The following is a 19,460-nucleotide window of genomic DNA, read 5'->3' on the forward strand; positions in this document are numbered from 1 at the left end:
ATCCACCTTGTGGGCGGTTACTCTTTCCAATTAGAATATAGCATTTTCTCTCCGAAAAGTAAAGTACATTTTATGCAGCCAATTCTAAAAAGAGTGGGCTGTTTTTTTATTGACAGGAGGGAAGTTAAATGTCTAAACTACAGGACATCCGAAACTTGGTACAGGAACATGCCGTATCAGTGAGCAGTTCGCCAGGGGATTGGATGGATTATATGGACACAGCATCAAGGTTATATCGGTATTCTTTTTCAGACCAGCTTCTGATCCATGCACAGCGTCCAGACGCAACAGCCTGTGCATCACTGGAACTATGGAATGAAAAGATGTTACGCTGGGTAAATCGTGGTGCAAGAGGAATTGCCCTGTTTGATGAAACTTGGCAGAATACCAAACTTCGTTATGTGTTTGATATTTCGGATACCCACATGGTAGCCGGAGGCAGAAGCCCGTATCTTTGGAAGATGCAGGAACACCAGAGAGAAGAGATCCTCACCCATCTGGCAGAGGTCTATGCTCTGGAAGAAAAGGATGCGGCAACTTTGCAGGACGCATTGATGGCGGTCGCAAGGGAAATGGTCAATGACAATCTGGAGGAATACCTGGATGGATTGGAATATGCTGTAGAAGGTACTTATCTGGAAGATCTGGATGAGGTGACGATCCGCAGTGATTTCCGTCAGCTGGCAACAGACAGTGTTTACTATCTGCTTTCCAGGCGATGCGGGCTTGACCCGATGGAACTTCTGGAAGAAGAGGACTTTATGCATATCACAGATTATAACCGTCTGTCTGTTCTCACCTTCCTTGGAAATGCGGCAAGCCAGCTCAGTGAGAGTATTCTGATTGATATTGGAAAGACCGTACATAAAATTTCTCTGGAAGAAGCAAGAAAAGAGGTTGAAAATTCCAATGAAAGGAATTATAATAACTTTACCGCGTTAATACGTAAAACTAAAAGCCGGGATGCAGAAACGAAAAAAGAAGAAAATATTGAAAATGAAGGAGGAACCGATTATGGAACTGACATATCATCGCAAGGGAGATTACCTGTTTCCGAATCTGACCGTCGAAGAGGAAGAAGTGACGATCGGGAAATATGGGATGCTGCGGAGGACATTTCTGAAAGAACACAAGAACAGCCTTTATCAGAGCCTGTTCCTGACCGGGAAGCTGAACAGCCATCTGGAACAGATCGAGAAAGCAGCACAGAAGAGAATGGACAGCCAGATGGAGAAACTGCTGGAGAAGAATCCGGCACCGGACAAGGAAGCAGATCCGATGGCATGGACAGCACACATGAACGCACTGATGGCAACAGCGGAAGAGAGCATCTTGACGGAATTGGTATACAGTTAGTCGAAGATACAAGAGAAGATGGATTGAGTAAAGCAGAGGAAGAGATCGCCTCTGCTTTATCTTTGCCCGAATATCCCACCGCAGATGAACAAAGGCGGCAGATCGAGGAAAGAGCAGCTGCCCTTTATGCCGGAGAAATCCAGATTCCAGAGGAAGTTGTCGATGAGATTTTACGGACAGGAGGAAACCGGAAAGCCAGCCAGCTCCGGATCATCTATAATTTCATGAGTGAACAGACACCGGAGGAATATACGGAGTTTGTGAAGCGTGAATACCGCAAAGGGGGAAAAGGTTTTCAGATTGATGGAAATGAATATTCGGTCTGGTTTGATGAAACCGGGATGCAGATCGCAGTAGGGCATACAGTTACAGACCATATCTTAGATAAGGCATTTTTATCATGGGAAGATGTCAGCGGACGTATCCATCAGCTTTTAGACCAGGGTGAATATGCACCGCAGTCTGTATTGGATGCGGCAAGAAGTAATGCAGTAAAAGAACACGCCCAGGCTCTTGCTTATATGAAAGGGGATATGGCAGAAGGAGTAGCGGAGATTGTTTTCGATGAGGAGGATTTACCACATCTTCGCAGTATCTATCCGGAGATCACGGATTATCTGGAAGAAAAGCTGGAGGATCTTCAGTGGCTTTCGGAACTGAATGAAAGACTGGATGCACTGGCAGAAGCCTATGAAGAAAATCATTTTATTATGCGTTTCCATCATTATAATCCTATAAATATCTCAAAGCAGTTTCAGAAGTTTGCGGATGAGGTGATTCCTTATCAGGCTAGGGAGGGCTTTGCCTGGAAAGAACATCCGATGTTCATTACACAGGATGAGATTGATGCTTATCTTGCAGGAGGTGGAGCGTATTCGCAGGGCAGGCTTAGGACGTATTCCTTTTATCTGCTGCATGAAGATGAAAGATCGAGGACAGGTTTTATCAAGGAACAGTATGGGATCGGTGGAAGCAGTCACGCACTGTCTGGTGCCGATGATTCACACGCAAACTATGATGGAAAAGGATTGTTTCTTGCAAGAGGTGCTTATGGGAATCCATATACGTCAATTTTATTATCCTGGAATAAAGTTGCAAACAGAGTAGATTATCTGATAAAGAATGACCAGTTCCTGCAGGCAGAAGATTATGCTCGTATGCCGGAATATGAACGGGAGCAGATGGCGAATAAGGTACTCCGCTTTTATGACCGTCTTCCGGAAGAGATAGACAGACCATTTACGGATGATTTCTTCTGGGAAAAACCAGGAAAAGAAATGGTGTCAGTTTTAGAGAATCCAGAGCAGACAGAAGAACTGTTACAGAAGATGGATGCAGCATTGGCAGCTCTTCCATTGGATTTTGAAGCGTATGGGACAAATTACCAGCAGAAAACAGAACTTCTTTCAGAACTTCACCAGTATGCAGAAGGAACCTATACGATTTTCCCGACACCGGAAGCAGAACCGTCTTTTGCGGAACCATCCGGACACCAGATGACCATGTTTGATTTCTTGGATACGAAGGCAGTGGCAGAACCGACCGTAGTAGATATGTCAGATGTGGAGGAAATAGAAGAGGAAGAGGTTACTGCCAGAGAAGATATTCTGGAAAATCAGAAACAGGAAACAACGAAAGATTCTGGGGAGCGGGAAGCAACTGAATCAGAAGAAAAGATAACAGCTAAAACAGCAGAAGAACTGGCAGAGTCCTGGGATGAAGGTGTTTTTGAATATCTGGGGTATCATTTTGAAGCAGTAGGGGTATTGCCGGAAGGAATAGAAGGAAAAGATTTGGTTGCACAGACCCGTTCCAATACAGAACTGCATTTATCAACCTATCATACAGAAGATTTCCCAAAGTATTCTTATGATGATTTTTATGCAGTCAGCAATGCACCAACTGCCGATGTGTTCCGGTGTCTGGAAACCGGACGCAATTATATTCCCGGAGAAAATGAACTGTTTGGATATGAGGGAGAATTCCAGCCATATTTAAAACCGGAAGTAGAAAAGATTGTAACAAAACCACACAACTTCCATATCCAGGATAATGACCTTGGTGCAGGCGGACCTAAAGCAAAGTATAAGGCAAATATGGAAGCCATCCATTTGTTACAGACTTTGGAGAAAGAAGAGCGTCTGGCAACACCTGAAGAGCAGGAAATCTTATCCCGTTATGTTGGCTGGGGTGGTATCCCACAGGCATTTGAGGAGAGTAACAGCAGTTGGGCAAATGAGTATCTGGAATTAAAGAATACTTTATCGCCAGAAGAATACAGTGCAGCAAGGGCATCGACCTTAAATGCTTTTTATACATCCCCGACCGTGATCCGAAGTATGTATGAAGCATTGGAAAACATGGGACTGAAACAGGAAAATATCCTGGAGCCGTCCTGTGGTGTCGGTAACTTTATGGGACTGATCCCGGAGAGTATGGGCAAAGCCAATATGTATGGTGTGGAACTTGACCCGGTTTCGGGCAGGATCGCAAAACAGCTTTACCAGAAAAATAAGATTGCAGTACAGGGATTTGAGGAAACCAGTTATCCGGACAGCTTTTTCGACTGTGTGATAGGCAATGTTCCATTTGGGGCGTATCAGGTCAGTGACCGCAGATATGACCGGCATCATTTTATGATCCATGATTATTTTATTGCAAAATCCCTTGATCTGGTGCGTCCGGGCGGCGTAGTTGCAGTGGTAACTTCCAGTGGAACGATGGATAAGCAGAATCCGGCAGTGAGACAGTATATCGCAAACCGGGCAGAACTGCTTGGAGCCATCCGATTACCGAATAATGCATTCCAGAGAAATGCCAATACCAGCGTTGTTTCTGATATTCTGTTTTTCCAGAAAAGGGACAGGGCATCCATTGAGGAACCGGAATGGTTAAATCTAAAGGAAACACAGGAAGGCTATTCAGTCAATGCTTATTTTGCAGAGCATCCGGAAATGGTGCTTGGTGAGTTTACTACAGAAAGTACCCAGTATGGAAAGCAGGAAGTGACCGTAAAACCAAAAGAAGGAATTACCTTAGAAGAACAGTTAAAAGAAGCCGTCCAGAATATCCATGGCACGATCACGGAACTGGAACTTTCGGATACAGAGCTGGAGGAGGATGTTGTCTCTATCCCGGCAGACCCGGAGGTAAAGAATTTCAGTTTTACCGTAGTGAATGATGAAGTCTATTACCGGGAAAATTCTGTGATGAACCGCATGGAGCTTCCGGCAATGACAGCGGAACGTGTCAAAGGGATGGTGAAGATCCGTGATGTTACGAATGAACTGATCCAGTGTCAAATGGAAGAGGGAAGCGCTGAACAGATCACAAAGCTGCAGGAAAAACTCAATGAAGAATATGATGCCTTTACAGCAAAATATGGTCTTATCAGCAGCAATGCCAATAAGCGGGCATTCAGCCAGGACAGCAGCTATTGTCTTTTGACTTCTCTGGAATTTCTGGATGATAAGGGAGAACTGAAACGGAAAGCGGATATTTTTACCAAAAGGACAATCCGCAGGGCAGAAACGGTAACTTCTGTAGATACTGCCAGTGAAGCACTTGCGGTTTCTATCGGTGAGAGGGCAGGCGTTGACCTTTCCTATATGGCACAGCTTTCCGGGAAAACAGAAGAGAAGCTTACCGAAGAACTGGCGGGGGTAATCTTTAAGAATCCGATTAGTGAAAAATGGGAGCCATCGGACGAATATCTTTCTGGAAATGTAAGAGAGAAACTGCAGATCGCCAAACAGTTTGCAGAAGATCACCCAGAATATCAGGTGAATGTGCAGTATTTGGAGCAGGTACAGCCAAAAGATCTGGATGCGTCAGAGATTGAGGCAAGACTTGGAGCAACCTGGATTTCAGAGAACTATATCACACAGTTCATGGCAGAGACATTCCATACACCAAGATATTATGTAGGGAGCAAGGTCAAAGTCCAGTATGCCGAAGTGACCGGACAATGGAATGTTATGGGAAAGAATGTGGACAGCTACGGAAATGCCCTTGTCACTTCCACTTATGGAACACAGAGAGCCAATGCCTACCGTCTTTTGGAAGATGCCTTAAACCTTAGAGATACCAAGATTTATGACACGGTACAGGATGCCGAGGGGGAACACCGGGAATTAAACCGGAAGGAAACAATGCTGGCACAGCAGAAGCAGGAGCTGATCAAAGAGGAATTTAAAGAGTGGATATTTAAAGACCTGCACCGACGGGAAGATCTCTGTAAGATTTATAATGAACGATTTAACAGCATCCGTCCACGGGAATATGATGGAAGCCATATTCAGTTTGTCGGCATGAACCCGGAGATCACCTTGATGCCGCATCAGAAAAACGCAGTGGCTCATGTGCTGTATGGAAATAATACGTTACTGGCTCATTGCGTAGGAGCAGGAAAGACGTTCCAGATGATCGCAGCCGGTATGGAATCAAAACGGCTGGGACTCTCACAAAAGAATCTTTATGTTGTGCCAAACCATCTGACCGAGCAGTGGGGCAGTGATTTCCTACGTCTCTATCCGGGAGCAAATATCCTGGTGGCAACGAAGAAAGACTTTGAGCCGGCAAACCGAAAACGGTTCTGTTCCCGTATTGCGACAGGGGATTATGATGCCGTGATCATCGGCCATACGCAGTTTGAGAAAATCCCTCTTTCAAGAGAACGGCAGATTGCCATGCTGGAAGATCAGATCGCAGATATTACGTTTTCCATTGAAGAAGCGGCACATCAGGCAGGGCAGAATTATACCATCAAGCAGTTGGAAAAAACAAAGAAGAGTCTGCAGGCGAGGATGAAGAAACTCAATGACCAGACCAGAAAGGATGATGTAGTAACTTTTGAGCAGTTGGGTGTAGACCGGCTGTTTGTGGATGAGAGCCATAGTTTTAAGAACCTTTTTTTGTATACAAAAATGCGGAATGTGGCGGGTATCTCACAGACGGATGCACAGAAAAGTTCGGATATGTTTATGAAATGCCGGTATATGGATGAACTGACAGGCGGCAGAGGAATCACCTTTGCTACAGGTACTCCTGTATCAAATAGTATGACCGAGCTTTACACTATCATGCGTTATCTTCAGTATGACACACTCATGCGTATGGGTATGGGACACTTTGATTCCTGGGCGGCAACGTTTGGGGAGACAGTAACCGCAATCGAATTATCACCGGAAGGAACGGGCTATCGTGCGAAAACACGGTTTGCCCGTTTTTTTAATCTTCCAGAGCTGATCTCCATTTTTAAGGAAGCTGCGGATATTCAGACATCGGATATGCTGAATCTTCCTGTACCGGAAGCAGAGTTTATCAATGAAGTCTTAAAACCAAGTGAAGAACAGCAGGAAATGGTCAGTGCCTTTTCGGAACGTGCGGAAGAAGTACGAGCCGGTCTTGTGAATCCAACGGTGGACAACATGCTCAAGATTACCAATGACGGAAGAAAATGTGCATTGGATCAGAGGCTATTAAATGAACTCCTTCCGGATGCAGAAAAAAGCAAGGTCAATACCTGTGTGGAAAATGCTTTTCAGGTATGGGACGAGGGAAAAGCAGACCGGACAACACAGCTGATCTTCTGTGACTTGTCTACTCCAAAAGGGGATGGGACTTTCAATGTATATGATGATGTCCGAAACAAACTGGTTGCCAGGGGAATCCCGAAAGAAGAGATTGCTTTTATCCATGAATACAACACGGAGGCAAAGAAAGCGGAACTGTTTGCAAAGGTACGGGCTGGACAGGTGAGAATCCTGATGGGTTCCACTCCAAAACTCGGTGCAGGTACCAACGTACAGGACAGACTGATTGCTCTCCATCACCTTGACTGTCCATGGAAACCGTCTGATCTGGAGCAGCAGGAAGGACGTATCTTAAGACAGGGAAACCAGAATGACAAAGTAAAGATATTCCGGTATGTGACGGAAAATACTTTTGATGCGTATATGTGGCAGATTTTGGAGAATAAGCAGAAGTTCATCAGCCAGATCATGACCAGTAAATCCCCGGTCAGAGCTTGTGAAGATGTGGATGATACGGCACTGTCCTATGCCGAGATTAAGGCTCTTGCTACAGGTAATCCGTACATTAAGGAAAAAATGGATCTGGATGTGCAGGTGAGTAAGCTGAAACTCTTAAAGGCAAACCACACCAGTCAGATTTATCGTCTGGAATCCGATATTGCAAAGAATTTCCCGGTACAGATCAGTGCATTGAAAGAGCGGATTGCCGGGATGCAGATAGATTCCCAGGTAGTAAAAAGCGTGGATTTACAGGACAATGACACGTTTGTCATGACGGTAGGGAATGTCCTTTATGAAGATAAGAAAGAAGCAGGCGAAGCGTTGATCGCTGCTTGTGCAGGATTAAAAACCGTCAGCACCGGCGGAAAGGTCGGAGAATATCATGGGTTTACGTTATCCGCTTCCTACAATATGTTCTCCAATGCGTTTGAACTGACGGTCAAAGGAAAATGCTCTTATAAGCTGGAGATCGGAAAAGACCCGGTAGGAAATATGCAGCGTATCCATAACACCCTTTCTTCCATTGACAGGAAGCTGACGGAAAGTGAGCAGAAATTGGAAACCGTACAACAGCAGCTTGCTACTGCACAGGAAGAGGTAAAGAAACCATTCCCGAAAGAAGCAGAGCTGAATGAAAAGATGGAACGGTTATCCGAGTTAAATGCATTGCTGAACATGGATGAAAAGGGTAATGAGACGATTATGGCAGATGAGGATATTGGCAGAGAAGGAAGTAGCACAGATAGCAGGGATACTGCAGAAGAAAAAGAACTTCCGGAAACAGCAGACAGAATCCATAAGCCATCTATTCTGGAACGCTTAAAGCAGGAGAAGGCACAGCAGAATACAGCGGAACAGCCACCTGTACAGAAAGCTGCAAAGAAAAAACACGAACAGGAGTTATAAAAGATTTCCCGTCAGAGTTTTCTCTGGCGGGGACATAAAATGGAGGGTTTGTTTATGGCAAATAATATAGAAAAACAGTTAAAAGAAATATCGGAACGGCTGGAGCAGGGAGTAAAGGAAATCTTTACATCGGAGCGATATACCGAATATCTGAATACCATGTCAAAGTTCCATAATTACAGCTTTAATAACACGCTGCTGATCACCATGCAGAAACCGGAAGCAACACTGGTGGCAGGGTATCAGGCATGGCAGAAGAAGTTTAACCGTCATGTAAAACGTGGAGAGAAAGGAATCCAGATCATTGCACCAGCACCGATCCGGGAGAAACAGGAGATTGAAAAGATCGACCCGGTAACAAAAGAGCCTGTGATTGGGGATGATGGACAGCCGGAAACAGAGATTGTGGAGATGGTGATACCGAGATTCCGCATAACGACAGTGTTTGATGTCAGCCAGACAGAGGGAGAACCGATCGCAGAACTGGAGGTGCCGGAGCTTACCGGAAGTGTACAGTTTTATGATACGTTCATGCAGGCATTGCAGAATATTTCTCCTGTACCGATCCGCATGATGAATGTGGAAGGGGAAGCAAAAGGCTATTATCACCAGACAGAAAAATATATTGCGATAAAGGAAGATATGAGTAATGTCCAGACGATGAAAACCGGAGTCCATGAAGTGAGCCACGCATTGCTGCATGACCGGGAAGTAATGGATGCGGAAGGCTTCTTAAAAGACCAGACAACAAAGGAAGTGGAAGCAGAAAGTATCGCTTACATAGTCTGCAACCATTTTGGTCTGGATACTTCAGAATATTCGTTTACCTATATCGCCAGCTGGTGCGAGAGCAGGGATAGGAAGGCGTTGAAAGCATCTATGGATACCATCCGAAAAACATCGGCAGAGATCATTGAGAATATCGAGGCACAGATGTACGAGTTGGAAATGGAAAGACCAATCCGGGATACTTTTCATAAGGAAGATTTAATTCTGCATCTTTCAGGCAGTATGGGTTCCGAGTTTACCTATGATCTGATTGAAAACATGAGCAGGGAACAGTTAGAGCAGAATGTGGGAGAATACGTCCGCCTTCTGGAAAGTGGCGAGATAGAGGAAAATGAGAAACCTCTGGAAAGTTTTCTGGAAGAAAAAGGTGCTGCTGTCACACCACTCTATGACAGCAGTGGACACGGAGAGAACTATCCGATTGATTTTTATGATGTGGAATATGATGCTGACACAGGCGTTACTTATATTTCTGACCTTTCTCCGAAAGAGCAGGCAGAGATGTTGGTACAAAAGGCAGAGTTTCCAAGAAATATTTTTTCAGAAGAAGAAAAGACATTTGTAAATGAATATGCAGAAACCTTCCCCGGACAGGTGGAAAGACTGAATGACCTGGTATGGGATATGAGGGAATCTTATGATGAAGCCGGTTCAAAGCTGGTGTATGAAGTGATTCAGGCAGCAAGGGCAAACTTCCCAGCCAAGGAACCAGAGATTGCAGAAGAAACAGCCATGCAGTATGCTCACCGTCTGATTGAAAAGGCAGAAGCTGCCAATACGGGAAACTTCACAGATTCCCAGAGAAATCTTATTGTGAATTTTGCATATAAGATGGATGACAAAGACGAAGTACTTGGACTGGTGAACCGTATGATGATCGCAATCCGCAGACCGGAAAGTGAATATACGAGAAACCTTATGAATGAAACACAGGCACAGATTGACAATTTCCCAGATGGCATGATCGGTTTTACGGAAATGCACGAGGCAGGAATCCAGTTAGACCATATGCTACCGCTTACGAAAGACCGGGCATATGAATTATACCGTGGAGGGGCAGAAATTTACATCTTATATGGAAATCCAGAGAATCCACAACGGGCAGAACAGGTGCTTGTGGAGACGGAAAATGAGATTTTTGGATATAACGGTATCTTTGGAATCACAGAAACAGAATGGGAAGTCCAGAAAGAAAGAGAAGTCTCTGCCACAAAACAGGAAGCACTGGAACGGCAGAGTGCAGAAAAGATTGATGAGACACTTCTTCTGCATGGAGAAAGCAGAAGGTTTGCCATTTATCAGATGGATAGTGGAGATGAGCATACCTATCAGTTTATGGGAATAGAATCCGCAAAGAGTCTGGGCTATACCATTGACGGAAAGGATTACCGGATGGTTTATGCAGCACCGTGGATGCCAACGATCACGTTAGACAATATATTTGAACGTTTTAACATTGACCGACCGGAAGATTTCCGTGGCCATTCCTTATCGGTAAGTGATGTGATCGTGATAAACAGGGGTGCAGAGATTACAGCCTATTATGTAGATTCTCTTGGATTTCAGGAACTTTCGGAGTTTATCCAGCAGAGAATGAACATGCTGGAACATAATTCCGTCAGGGCATATCCGCCAGTTTATAAAGGAACATTGGAACAGGCAATGGGAGAACGGGATGTAGATGCCTATCTGGATTCCAGAAAGTTAAACCTGGACTGCAAGAAGGCAATCGAAGAAGCTATCCGGGAGAATTTTGACGGACTGCACTTAAAGCAGGATGCGGCAAAAGAAGTCGTGGAACGCTTCGGGGAAGAACGTATGAATTTTGTTATGGCAAACACCATCCGTGAACTTTCTCATGATGGAAGATTTTCCAGACAGAACAAAGACTGGGCGGAGCATATCGAAATCCCGGAAAATATCAGCCGGGGCAGAAATCTGAACCTGGATTATGTGATTGAAAGCCACCCGGCAGTTTTAGATGGGTTTATCGACATGGCAAGAGCTGAGATCCGGATGCAGAGGATAGAACAGGCGATAGGAGAAAACGAAGTGACGATCACAGCAGAGACAAGAGGATATGAAGCAGAAGGACATAACGGGACATGGCATACGGTTGATAAAAAGGAATATGCTGGGGAAAAGTTTTTCTTAATGGAACATGATGAATTTGGCTCCGATGTGGCTGACATTATCGTAGCAGAAAATGGACAGCTTGTAGCGGAGGACTTATGGAATGGATTTGATGAAGGAGCGTTAGAAGCTGTATCAGAATATCTGCAGGAAAATGGAACAACACTTTATGACTTGACGGAATTCCCGAAAGATTCTGTTGTAACCCTGCGGAGTGGACAGACACTTACAATCGAAGAAATACAGGCAGTACAGAAAGACATATGGGAAGAAACGATGGCAGGAAAAAATGAATCGGGAACGGATATCCGGTTTAATTTCCATGCAGTCAGTGAGGTGCAGCTGCCGGAAGGCATAAAGTTAAAAATGCCAGAGATCCATTACATTGATAATTTTTATGTGATGGAAGATGTAAATGCAGAGGGTGTAGTAAAAGTAAACCGGTATGAATCACTGGATGAAGCGATGCAGGAATATTTACGCCTGCCAAATCATCGGAAAAAAGTGCTTGGTATCCAGAATACGGAAACGATGCAGGAAAGCATGGATTTTATCCGATGTGAAAACGGGATAGATCGGCTGACCCATGTGTATGAACAGATTGGAGGGTGGCTGAATCCAGAAATATATGAAGCGGTAAATAAAATGGAAAACATGCTGGACTGGAATGAGGTACAGATTGCATATCAGATTGGAAAACAATACTTTACAATCCAGACCGCAGAAGGTGGCTATGACTATACATTTTACAATGAAGATTATCAGGAGGATGATGGAGGAATCTATGACAATCCGACAATCTATGTAGATGAAGCTGCCAGTGATATTTTAGAAGATAAAGGGTACTCACTGGAAGATGCAAAAGTAGTGGATTATGAAGAACTGATGGCAGATGTGGAAGAAGTTCAGGAAGAACAGATGCAGCGGATACAATTAGAAAAGAACTGCCCGGCAAGTATTTTTGAAGGATTTCGCAGAGAAGAAGCACTGCAAACCTATGAGGGAATCGCAATGCAGTTTACCAGGAGTAAAGGGTATCTGACTATTCAGGCAACAGAAGAAGGATATTCTTTTATTTTTTATGACTCTGACCTGCATGAAATCCAGAGTGGTGATTACGATAATCCAGACGCATCCATTCAGGAAGCTGCTTATGAAATCCTTAAAAGTGAAAGAATGGATGACATGGAATGTGTCAAAGTGGATTATAAAGAATTTGAAGAAATGACGATCCAGCACTCTAAGGATTTATTGCAGGAGGGGGAACTTCGTGCGACTTCTGAGATTGGAAGAAATGAACTGGCATTAAACAGTCTGAGCAGGGCAGAAGTAGAAAGAGGTGTTTTATACCATGCACAGGCAGTATTAGAAGATATGGGAATGGAACAAGAGGTAGAGCTGCTTGCTGCAAGGGTGTATGGTTCCAGAAGCAGACAAGACCTTTACCGGGAAGATTCTGACCTTGATGTAGTGATTTCTTATCGTGGCAATATCCGTGAAGACAGTTTCTTCAATGAATTAAATGCTCATGGTATAGCAATGGCAGGTATTAAGGTGGACATCAATCCTATCGCAGAAGAAAGAATCACTCTGGCAGAATATATGAAGGAAGCAGATGCTTACCTTGATCAGCAGGAGATTAAAAAGCTGGCGGTGGATTTAGATAATTTCAGCTATGAATATGACGCTTATGAATATAAAGATACCGTTGAGAACAGGGAAGAACAGGTGGAGAAAATCACAGAGGACATTCTGAATAAGAAAACAGAGTGTTTAAAGGACTGGTTGGTTGAAGTATCTGAAGAATCCGATATAGACAGCGATGCTATAACTGCCCATTCTTTACTTTCCCGTCTGGAGGACGCAGAGAGATTTTCTATCTTTGACAAACAGCCAGAGCAGGAACAGCCAGAAGCCACGATCAGTTTTTATGTCGCAGAGTGCATGGAGTTTCCGGTCATGGGAGAGTACCATAACAACCTTACTTTAGAAGAAGCCATTAAAATATATGAGAGCATCCCGTCAGAACGGTTGCATGGAATCAAAGGAATCGGATTTGATCTGCAAGATGGCGATGAAGATTATTCTGGGGAATATGGACTCATGAGTGGAGACAGGATAGACAGGGATCTGATTGATATGATTCCACATTATAAGGAGAGTCCATTGGTACAGAAAGCAATCAACGATATGGAAAAATATCTGAATGAGAAACATGGAAAAGTGCAGGAAGCAGAACAGACCGTGGAAGTGAAACAGGAAGTTTCAGAAATACCAGTCAAGAAAGAATCCGTATCAGTAGAACCGAACCAGACGCAAAAGAAAGAGCCTGTAAAGGGCGAAAAAGGAGAACTGAAAAAATCTGTGCTGCAGTCGTTAAAAGAGTTCCAGGCAAGAGTAAAAGCACAGGAGCAGAAAGAAATGGCAACTGAAAAATCCAAAGCACATAAGAAGGGGGATGTAGAATTATGATGGATCTGGCAATGAACTTTGATACAGACGAATGTTTAGTGACCGCAATGTTTGATAAAGGCAACCGAAATGATACGATGGAAGAGGAACACATTAGATATTATCATGCGTAGATGAAAAAACAAAAATTTTCAAACAAGACATTGTTGAAAATAAAAACCTGTGCTTTGAGGGACTAAGTATAGACAAATATAGGCGAGTAGTGATCCATGGTGAAACTGAAATTGAATTGACTTATACAGAATTTGAAATCTTATTGCTATTAGCACAAAATGCCGGAATAGTGTTCAGTAAAGAGCAGATTTACGATTGTGTCTGGAAAGAACCATATTTTGGCGATTATAATATTGTTATGAGTCATATCCGTAACCTACGTGAGAAAATAGAAGATAATCCAAGTAAACCAATGTACATACAGACAGTGTGGGGAGTTGGGTATCGCTTTAATAAAAATTTAAGCAGTGGTCTGTGAAAATATTCCAGATCACTGCTTATTTTTCCTTTTTAACACCCAAGAGATATTCACAAGATACATGAAAAAATTTAACTAATGATACAGACGGCGTGAAAAGTCAAGATATTCTAGCGGAAAATTGAAGAAAATCAGAAGAATGCCAGGAAGACTTTCCTATGGAAATTTAATCGTACAGACGTTAGGAAAGTGTGGGAAATTTCGTCTGTGTCATGACATAGGAAGTGTTTGCTAGGTATCCTTTCATGCACTCCCGAAGGATGTGCCAATGTAGAAGGCATATGATTGTATTATTCGAAAGAACGAATTATAATAATATTCGGAGGAATGGATATGGATTATATGATATTAAAAGAAGCTAGTGCAAAATGGGGAGTAACACCTCGTTGGATAAATTATTTTTGCTCTGGTGGACGTATTCCAGGACCTGTAAAGATGGGAATGGTTTGGCTGATACCAAAATCAGCATAAAAACCTGTGGATGGTCGGACAAAACAAGGGAGAGAATTGTACCATGAATAGAATTTTGATTATAGATGATGACAGAGAACTGTGTGCCTTAATTAAGCGCAGCGTACAAACGGAAAATATAGCAGCCGATTTTTGTAATACCGGAAAAGAGGGCTTGCAGAAATTAAAAGAGCAGGAATATCAGCTTGTAATACTGGATGTGATGATGCCCGGTATGGATGGGTTTGAAACACTGGAAGAAATCCGCAAAGAGCATAGTTTGCCAATTTTAATGTTCACATCCAAAAATGACAGCATTTCTAAGGTGCGGGGGTTACGGGCCGGAGCGGACGATTATCTGACAAAGCCGTTTGATATGGATGAGCTGATTGCCCGTATTGTGTCCCTCATTCGCCGTTACACTCGCTTTAATCAGCAAGCCGGAACGATGCAAAAGTTGAATTTTGATGGATTACAAATTGACCTTGAAAATCGTTCCGTTACTACGGGAAACGGCACTTTTGAACTTCCACCAAAGGAATTTGATTTGCTGCTCTATTGTGTAAAAAATCAAGGAAGGATTTTAACAAAGCAGCAGATTTATGAAGAAGTATGGGGTGAAGAATATTTCTATGATGACAGTAACATTATGGCGATTATCAGTCGGCTTCGTAAAAAATTAGAAGTCAACCCCTCCAGTCCAAAGTACATCCAAACTGTCAAAGGGATCGGTTATCGCTTTAACAAGGAGGTGTAGTCAGCATGGAAATCATCATATTCTTGTCCATTGTGATTGCTGTTGTGGCTGTATTGACTTCCATCGTTCTCGTTCGGCGTATAAAAAAACAAATAGCAGAAATGACCGATGCATTGGTTGATGTGAAAAATGGAAATGGCAATCGGCGTATTTTGTCTGCAACAAATGAACTAACAGCCCCTCTTGCCTATGAAATCAATGAGATCGTTGTGGCTTATGAAAGCAGGCTTTCTGCTGTGCGACAGACGGAAGAAACCAACCGCCAGCTTATGACAAGCCTTTCTCACGATGTTCGGACGCCTCTTACCACTCTGATCGGGTATCTTGATGCTGCACACAAAGGTATTGTCACGGGAAAAGACCGGGATGATTATATTGAAACTGCTCGCCGGAAAGCCCACGATCTGAAAGAATATATTGATGTGCTTTTTGACTGGTTCAAGTTAAATTCCAACGAGTTTGCTTTGGAAATCCAGAGCATTGAGGCCGCAGAGTTTACAAGGAATATCCTGATTGACTGGATACCGATTTTTGAGGATAAACAGGTTGATTATGACATTGATATTTCCGAACAGCCTGTCCGGGTAAGATTGGATATAGACAGCTATATGAGAATCATCAATAATCTCATTCAAAATGTCATCGCTCATAGCCATGCGGACAAAATTAAAATCTCCCTATCGAAGAAGGAAAACAGCATGGAGCTGCTGCTGGCAGATAATGGAGTTGGAATTGAGAAAGAAGATTTGAAACACATTTTTGAACGGCTTTATAAGTGCGATAAAGGTCGGTCTGAGAAAGGTAGCGGTCTTGGTCTTTCCATTGTCCATCAACTTGTAGAAAAAATGGGCGGAAGCATAGCTGTTGAAAGTATACCGGGAAAAGGAACTGAATTTTCTTTACGTTTTCCCTTGGAGATTTAAGCGGGTTCCCGTCCTTGTGACGGGAACTTTTGTTTATTTTATCGGATTTCAAATTGCAAGGTTAATGCAAGGTTGTGGCAAGGTTAATGCAAGGTTGGCGTGATAGAATACCTTACAGAACAGGAGGTTTTGAATATGGATTCAAATTATATTATTGAAACAAAAAATCTGACAAAGCAATACGGCTCACAAAAGAGTGTGGCGGACTTAAATATCCATGTCAAGCGTGGGAGAATTTATGGTCTGTTGGGTAGAAACGGAGCCGGAAAAACCACAACCATGAAAATGCTGTTGGGTCTAACGAAGCCGACTTCCGGTGAGGTCAAAATCTGGGGAAAGTCTTTGCAGGGAAATGAAAAGAAATTGCTGCCCCGCATTGGAAGTTTGATTGAGTCCCCTGGTTTTTATCCCAATCTGACCGGTACGGAGAATCTGCGTATCTTTGCTACCCTGCGTGGAGTACCAAACAACCATGCCATCAAAGACGCTCTGGATTTAGTCGGACTTCCTTACAAGGATAAAAAGCTGTTTTCGCAATACTCTCTTGGTATGAAGCAGCGGTTGGCGATTGCCCTTGCAGTCATGCACGATCCGGAACTTTTAATTTTGGACGAGCCTATCAACGGGCTTGACCCTATCGGCATTGCAGAAGTACGCTCTTTTATCCGTGAGCTTTGTGACGCAAGAGGAAAAACCATTTTAATCTCCAGTCACATTCTTTCGGAGATTTCCTTGCTGGCTGACGATATTGGAATTATTGACCACGGTGCACTGCTGGAAGAAGAAAGCCTTGCTGAGTTGGAGCAAAAAAGCAGTAAACATATCCGGTTTACGATCTCTGATACTGCACAGGCGGCAAGAATTTTGGAACGCAATTTCCATGAAACCCATTTTTCCATACAAGACGACCACAATCTGCGTCTACACAATATGGAGCTGCCTGTGGGGAAAATTGTAACTGCTTTTGTAGAAAACGGATTGGAGGTATCAGAAGCACATACCTGTGAAGAAAGTCTTGAAGATTACTTCAAGCGTGTGACAGGGGGCGAAGGAATTGCTTAAACTAATCAAATGCGAATTTTTGAAATTGAAACGGAAGAAATTTATTCCGCTGATTATTCTGGCTGCGTTCCTGTTTCCAATCCCGCTGACTTATCTGATGACAACGCCCTCTATGATGGAGCGATATACGGATCGGGCAGATGCTTTCGATGGACTATTTAACATGGTGTTGGGATATGGTATCCAGTTTTTACTGCCCTGCATTATCGGAGTGATTGCCGCCATCCTGTTTTTTATGGAACGCGACAACGATACATTCAAAAATTTGCGTACAATTCCAGTAACCAGCACGCAAATGGTACTTGCAAAGATCATTGTCCTTTTTATCTTTGGAATTGTTTTTTGCGTGGCTTCTACTATTGCAACAATTCTTTGCGGAATTGGAACATTAGAAGTTTATGGAATTGGTTATAAGCTGTTTTTGGCGGTTGAAACGGGGATCTTCATTACAGCAGGAACACTCCCGTTGATTGTCCTTGTTGTCTTTTTCAGTAAGACCTATGTTTTTTCCATTTTGCTGTGTGTCTTTTACAGCGTTCTGAACATGAGTGCTACGGCATTGTTTGACACACTGCCTAAAACCATGTTATGGCTTCTGCCCACGCCACTGACTACATTTTGGAGTGCGGGAGATATGGCGGCTCATGGAATAAAAATGGACTTGGAGCAAATGACAGGGCTAATTCCTTCAACATTTCAAGTTGTATTCATTCTTGGAATCATGGCATTCGTTTCGTTCTTACTGATTGACAGATTATATAAGCAGAGGGGGGAATAAACATGGTTCGCATTGTAAAAACGGAATTTTATAAATTGAAAAGGTATCATATCCTTTGGGCGGGCGTTGCACTCATGCTCCTATCCGTCCTGCTGACCTTGTTTACCTCTATGGCGAATGATGGTTCCGTTTGGGATTTCGCCTATCTTACAGAACAGGTCATCAAAAACAATATGTCCATGATTTTTCCGATGTGTATCAGCCTAATTGCTGGATATATGATTTCTCGTGAGCAGACGGATGACACACTGAAAAATATTCTGACTGTGCCGATTTCTTTTAAGAAGCTGCTGACCGGAAAATTGATTGTGTGCGGCGTATTGTCTATTATTTTCGGGCTGATATGCAGCTTGTTTACAATCATAGCGGAAATGATTGTGGGATTTCCAGGCTTTGAGATTTCCTTAGCTCTAAAAGCAGCCTTGCAGATTACTGCGGTTAATTTCTTTTTATATCTTGCGGTTCTGCCGATTATCGCTCTTACTTGTCGGAGGACAGGTAGCTTTTTAGTCGGTGTAATCATTGCTTTTGTCTATGGATATGGAGGGATGTTTGCCGCAGGAAATATGACATTAGCAAACCTTTATCCGATTACCGCAAGTCTTGGAATGGTAGGCTACCGCAGCTATGATACCGCAGTCAACTGGAATATCGGAAGCTGTTCTTGCAGTCTTGTGCTTGCTGTTGTTATTTCTGCCATCTTGATTTTGTGCATGAAAGAGCGAGAAGCAACCCAAACAAAGAAAAAGGCCAAAAAGGTAGCACCAAAGAAAGGCTGGTGATGATTTTATTAAGAAAATAGTTTTAGCATTGGCATTTGTCCTTTTGGGAAGTTTTATGATTTCTGGCTGTTCAAAAGATGAAATTCTCAATCATTATAATAATATCGTTCAGTCGGCTGGAGTCATAGAGCTTACAGGAAAGTTATCTTTGGAAGGAACAAAAGAAAAAGGGATTGATGATTATACGGGAACTTATACGGCTGATTATGAGAATTTTTCAGATTCAGAGTATTTGTTTGGAGGAACTTCTATAAAGCGAGAAGCTGGTAAGGATTTGTCTATTGATTGCACTTTGGAGGTTGCGGAGGGAACTGCAAAAGTATTTTGGATTTCTGGAGCTGATGAAGTAGTCACTTTGCTTGAAACAACCGGAACTTATAGTGACACAATTACACTTCCTGATGGCGGAAATTATGTCGGCATTGAGTGTGAGGAATTTACTGGAAACATTGAATTGAATATTGAATAATCTTTAGCTGTGTGATGGTAAAAGAAAAATGTCACAGTACGGCAGATTTGTTTTAGTTAAAAGTTTATGCATAAAA

General features: G+C 43.0%; 10 protein-coding genes. All 10 read left to right on the plus strand.

The window, feature by feature from the left end; all coding sequences use genetic code 11:
* Positions 1 to 128 precede the first annotated feature (128 nt).
* Positions 129 to 8,297, plus strand: coding sequence for a DEAD/DEAH box helicase family protein (locus NE671_RS16180; RefSeq protein ID WP_330641820.1), 8,169 nt, complete (start codon positions 129 to 131; stop codon positions 8,295 to 8,297).
* A 54-nt stretch (positions 8,298 to 8,351) separates the two neighbouring features.
* On the plus strand, positions 8,352 to 13,691 hold the full coding sequence (locus tag NE671_RS10295) for a DUF3849 domain-containing protein (RefSeq protein WP_256163956.1): 5,340 nt from the start codon (positions 8,352 to 8,354) through the stop codon (positions 13,689 to 13,691).
* A gap of 202 nt (positions 13,692 to 13,893) precedes the next feature.
* Positions 13,894 to 14,163 carry a winged helix-turn-helix domain-containing protein gene (locus tag NE671_RS10300; RefSeq protein WP_330410728.1) on the plus strand — a complete coding sequence of 90 codons (270 nt, stop codon included), beginning with the start codon at positions 13,894 to 13,896 and terminating at the stop codon, positions 14,161 to 14,163.
* Positions 14,164 to 14,496: 333 nt separating this feature from the next.
* A complete protein-coding gene (locus tag NE671_RS10305) occupies positions 14,497 to 14,634 on the plus strand; it encodes a DNA-binding protein (protein WP_080633534.1) in 138 nt (45 codons plus the stop codon).
* Positions 14,635 to 14,677: 43 nt separating this feature from the next.
* Entirely contained in the window at positions 14,678 to 15,370 is a 693-nt protein-coding gene (locus tag NE671_RS10310) for a response regulator transcription factor (protein ID WP_110102441.1), read from the plus strand.
* Positions 15,371 to 15,375: 5 nt separating this feature from the next.
* Positions 15,376 to 16,293 carry a sensor histidine kinase gene (locus NE671_RS10315; RefSeq protein WP_110102442.1) on the plus strand — a complete coding sequence of 306 codons (918 nt, stop codon included), beginning with the start codon at positions 15,376 to 15,378 and terminating at the stop codon, positions 16,291 to 16,293.
* 135 nt (positions 16,294 to 16,428) lie between these two features.
* A complete protein-coding gene (locus NE671_RS10320; RefSeq protein ID WP_015524607.1) occupies positions 16,429 to 17,355 on the plus strand; it encodes an ABC transporter ATP-binding protein in 927 nt (308 codons plus the stop codon).
* Positions 17,348 to 18,133 carry an ABC transporter permease gene (locus NE671_RS10325; RefSeq protein ID WP_024738632.1) on the plus strand — a complete coding sequence of 262 codons (786 nt, stop codon included), beginning with the start codon at positions 17,348 to 17,350 and terminating at the stop codon, positions 18,131 to 18,133. Before NE671_RS10320 ends, NE671_RS10325 begins: the two co-directional genes overlap by 8 nt.
* A 2-nt stretch (positions 18,134 to 18,135) precedes the next feature.
* Positions 18,136 to 18,915, plus strand: a complete 780-nt coding sequence (locus tag NE671_RS10330; protein WP_110102443.1) for an ABC transporter permease — start codon at positions 18,136 to 18,138, stop codon at positions 18,913 to 18,915.
* Positions 18,916 to 18,922: 7 nt separating this feature from the next.
* On the plus strand, positions 18,923 to 19,384 hold the full coding sequence (locus NE671_RS10335; protein WP_110102444.1) for a hypothetical protein: 462 nt from the start codon (positions 18,923 to 18,925) through the stop codon (positions 19,382 to 19,384).
* The last annotated feature ends 76 nt before the right edge of the window (positions 19,385 to 19,460 follow it).

Origin of the sequence: Blautia sp. DFI.9.10, assembly GCF_024461705.1 — a bacterium.
In the GTDB taxonomy this organism is placed as follows: Bacteria; Bacillota; Clostridia; order Lachnospirales; family Lachnospiraceae; genus Blautia_A; species Blautia_A fusiformis.

Bases quoted from the DNA above. Each gene is read 5' to 3' on its own strand.
- NE671_RS16180 (WP_330641820.1), top strand. From the start codon at position 129: ATGTCTAAACTACAGGACATCCGAAACTTGGTACAGGAACATGCCGTA.
- NE671_RS10310 (WP_110102441.1), top strand. From the start codon at position 14,678: ATGAATAGAATTTTGATTATAGATGATGACAGAGAACTGTGTGCCTTA.
- NE671_RS10305 (WP_080633534.1), top strand. From the start codon at position 14,497: ATGGATTATATGATATTAAAAGAAGCTAGTGCAAAATGGGGAGTAACA.
- NE671_RS10315 (WP_110102442.1), top strand. From the start codon at position 15,376: ATGGAAATCATCATATTCTTGTCCATTGTGATTGCTGTTGTGGCTGTA.
- NE671_RS10330 (WP_110102443.1), top strand. From the start codon at position 18,136: ATGGTTCGCATTGTAAAAACGGAATTTTATAAATTGAAAAGGTATCAT.
- NE671_RS10295 (WP_256163956.1), top strand. From the start codon at position 8,352: ATGGCAAATAATATAGAAAAACAGTTAAAAGAAATATCGGAACGGCTG.
- NE671_RS10320 (WP_015524607.1), top strand. From the start codon at position 16,429: ATGGATTCAAATTATATTATTGAAACAAAAAATCTGACAAAGCAATAC.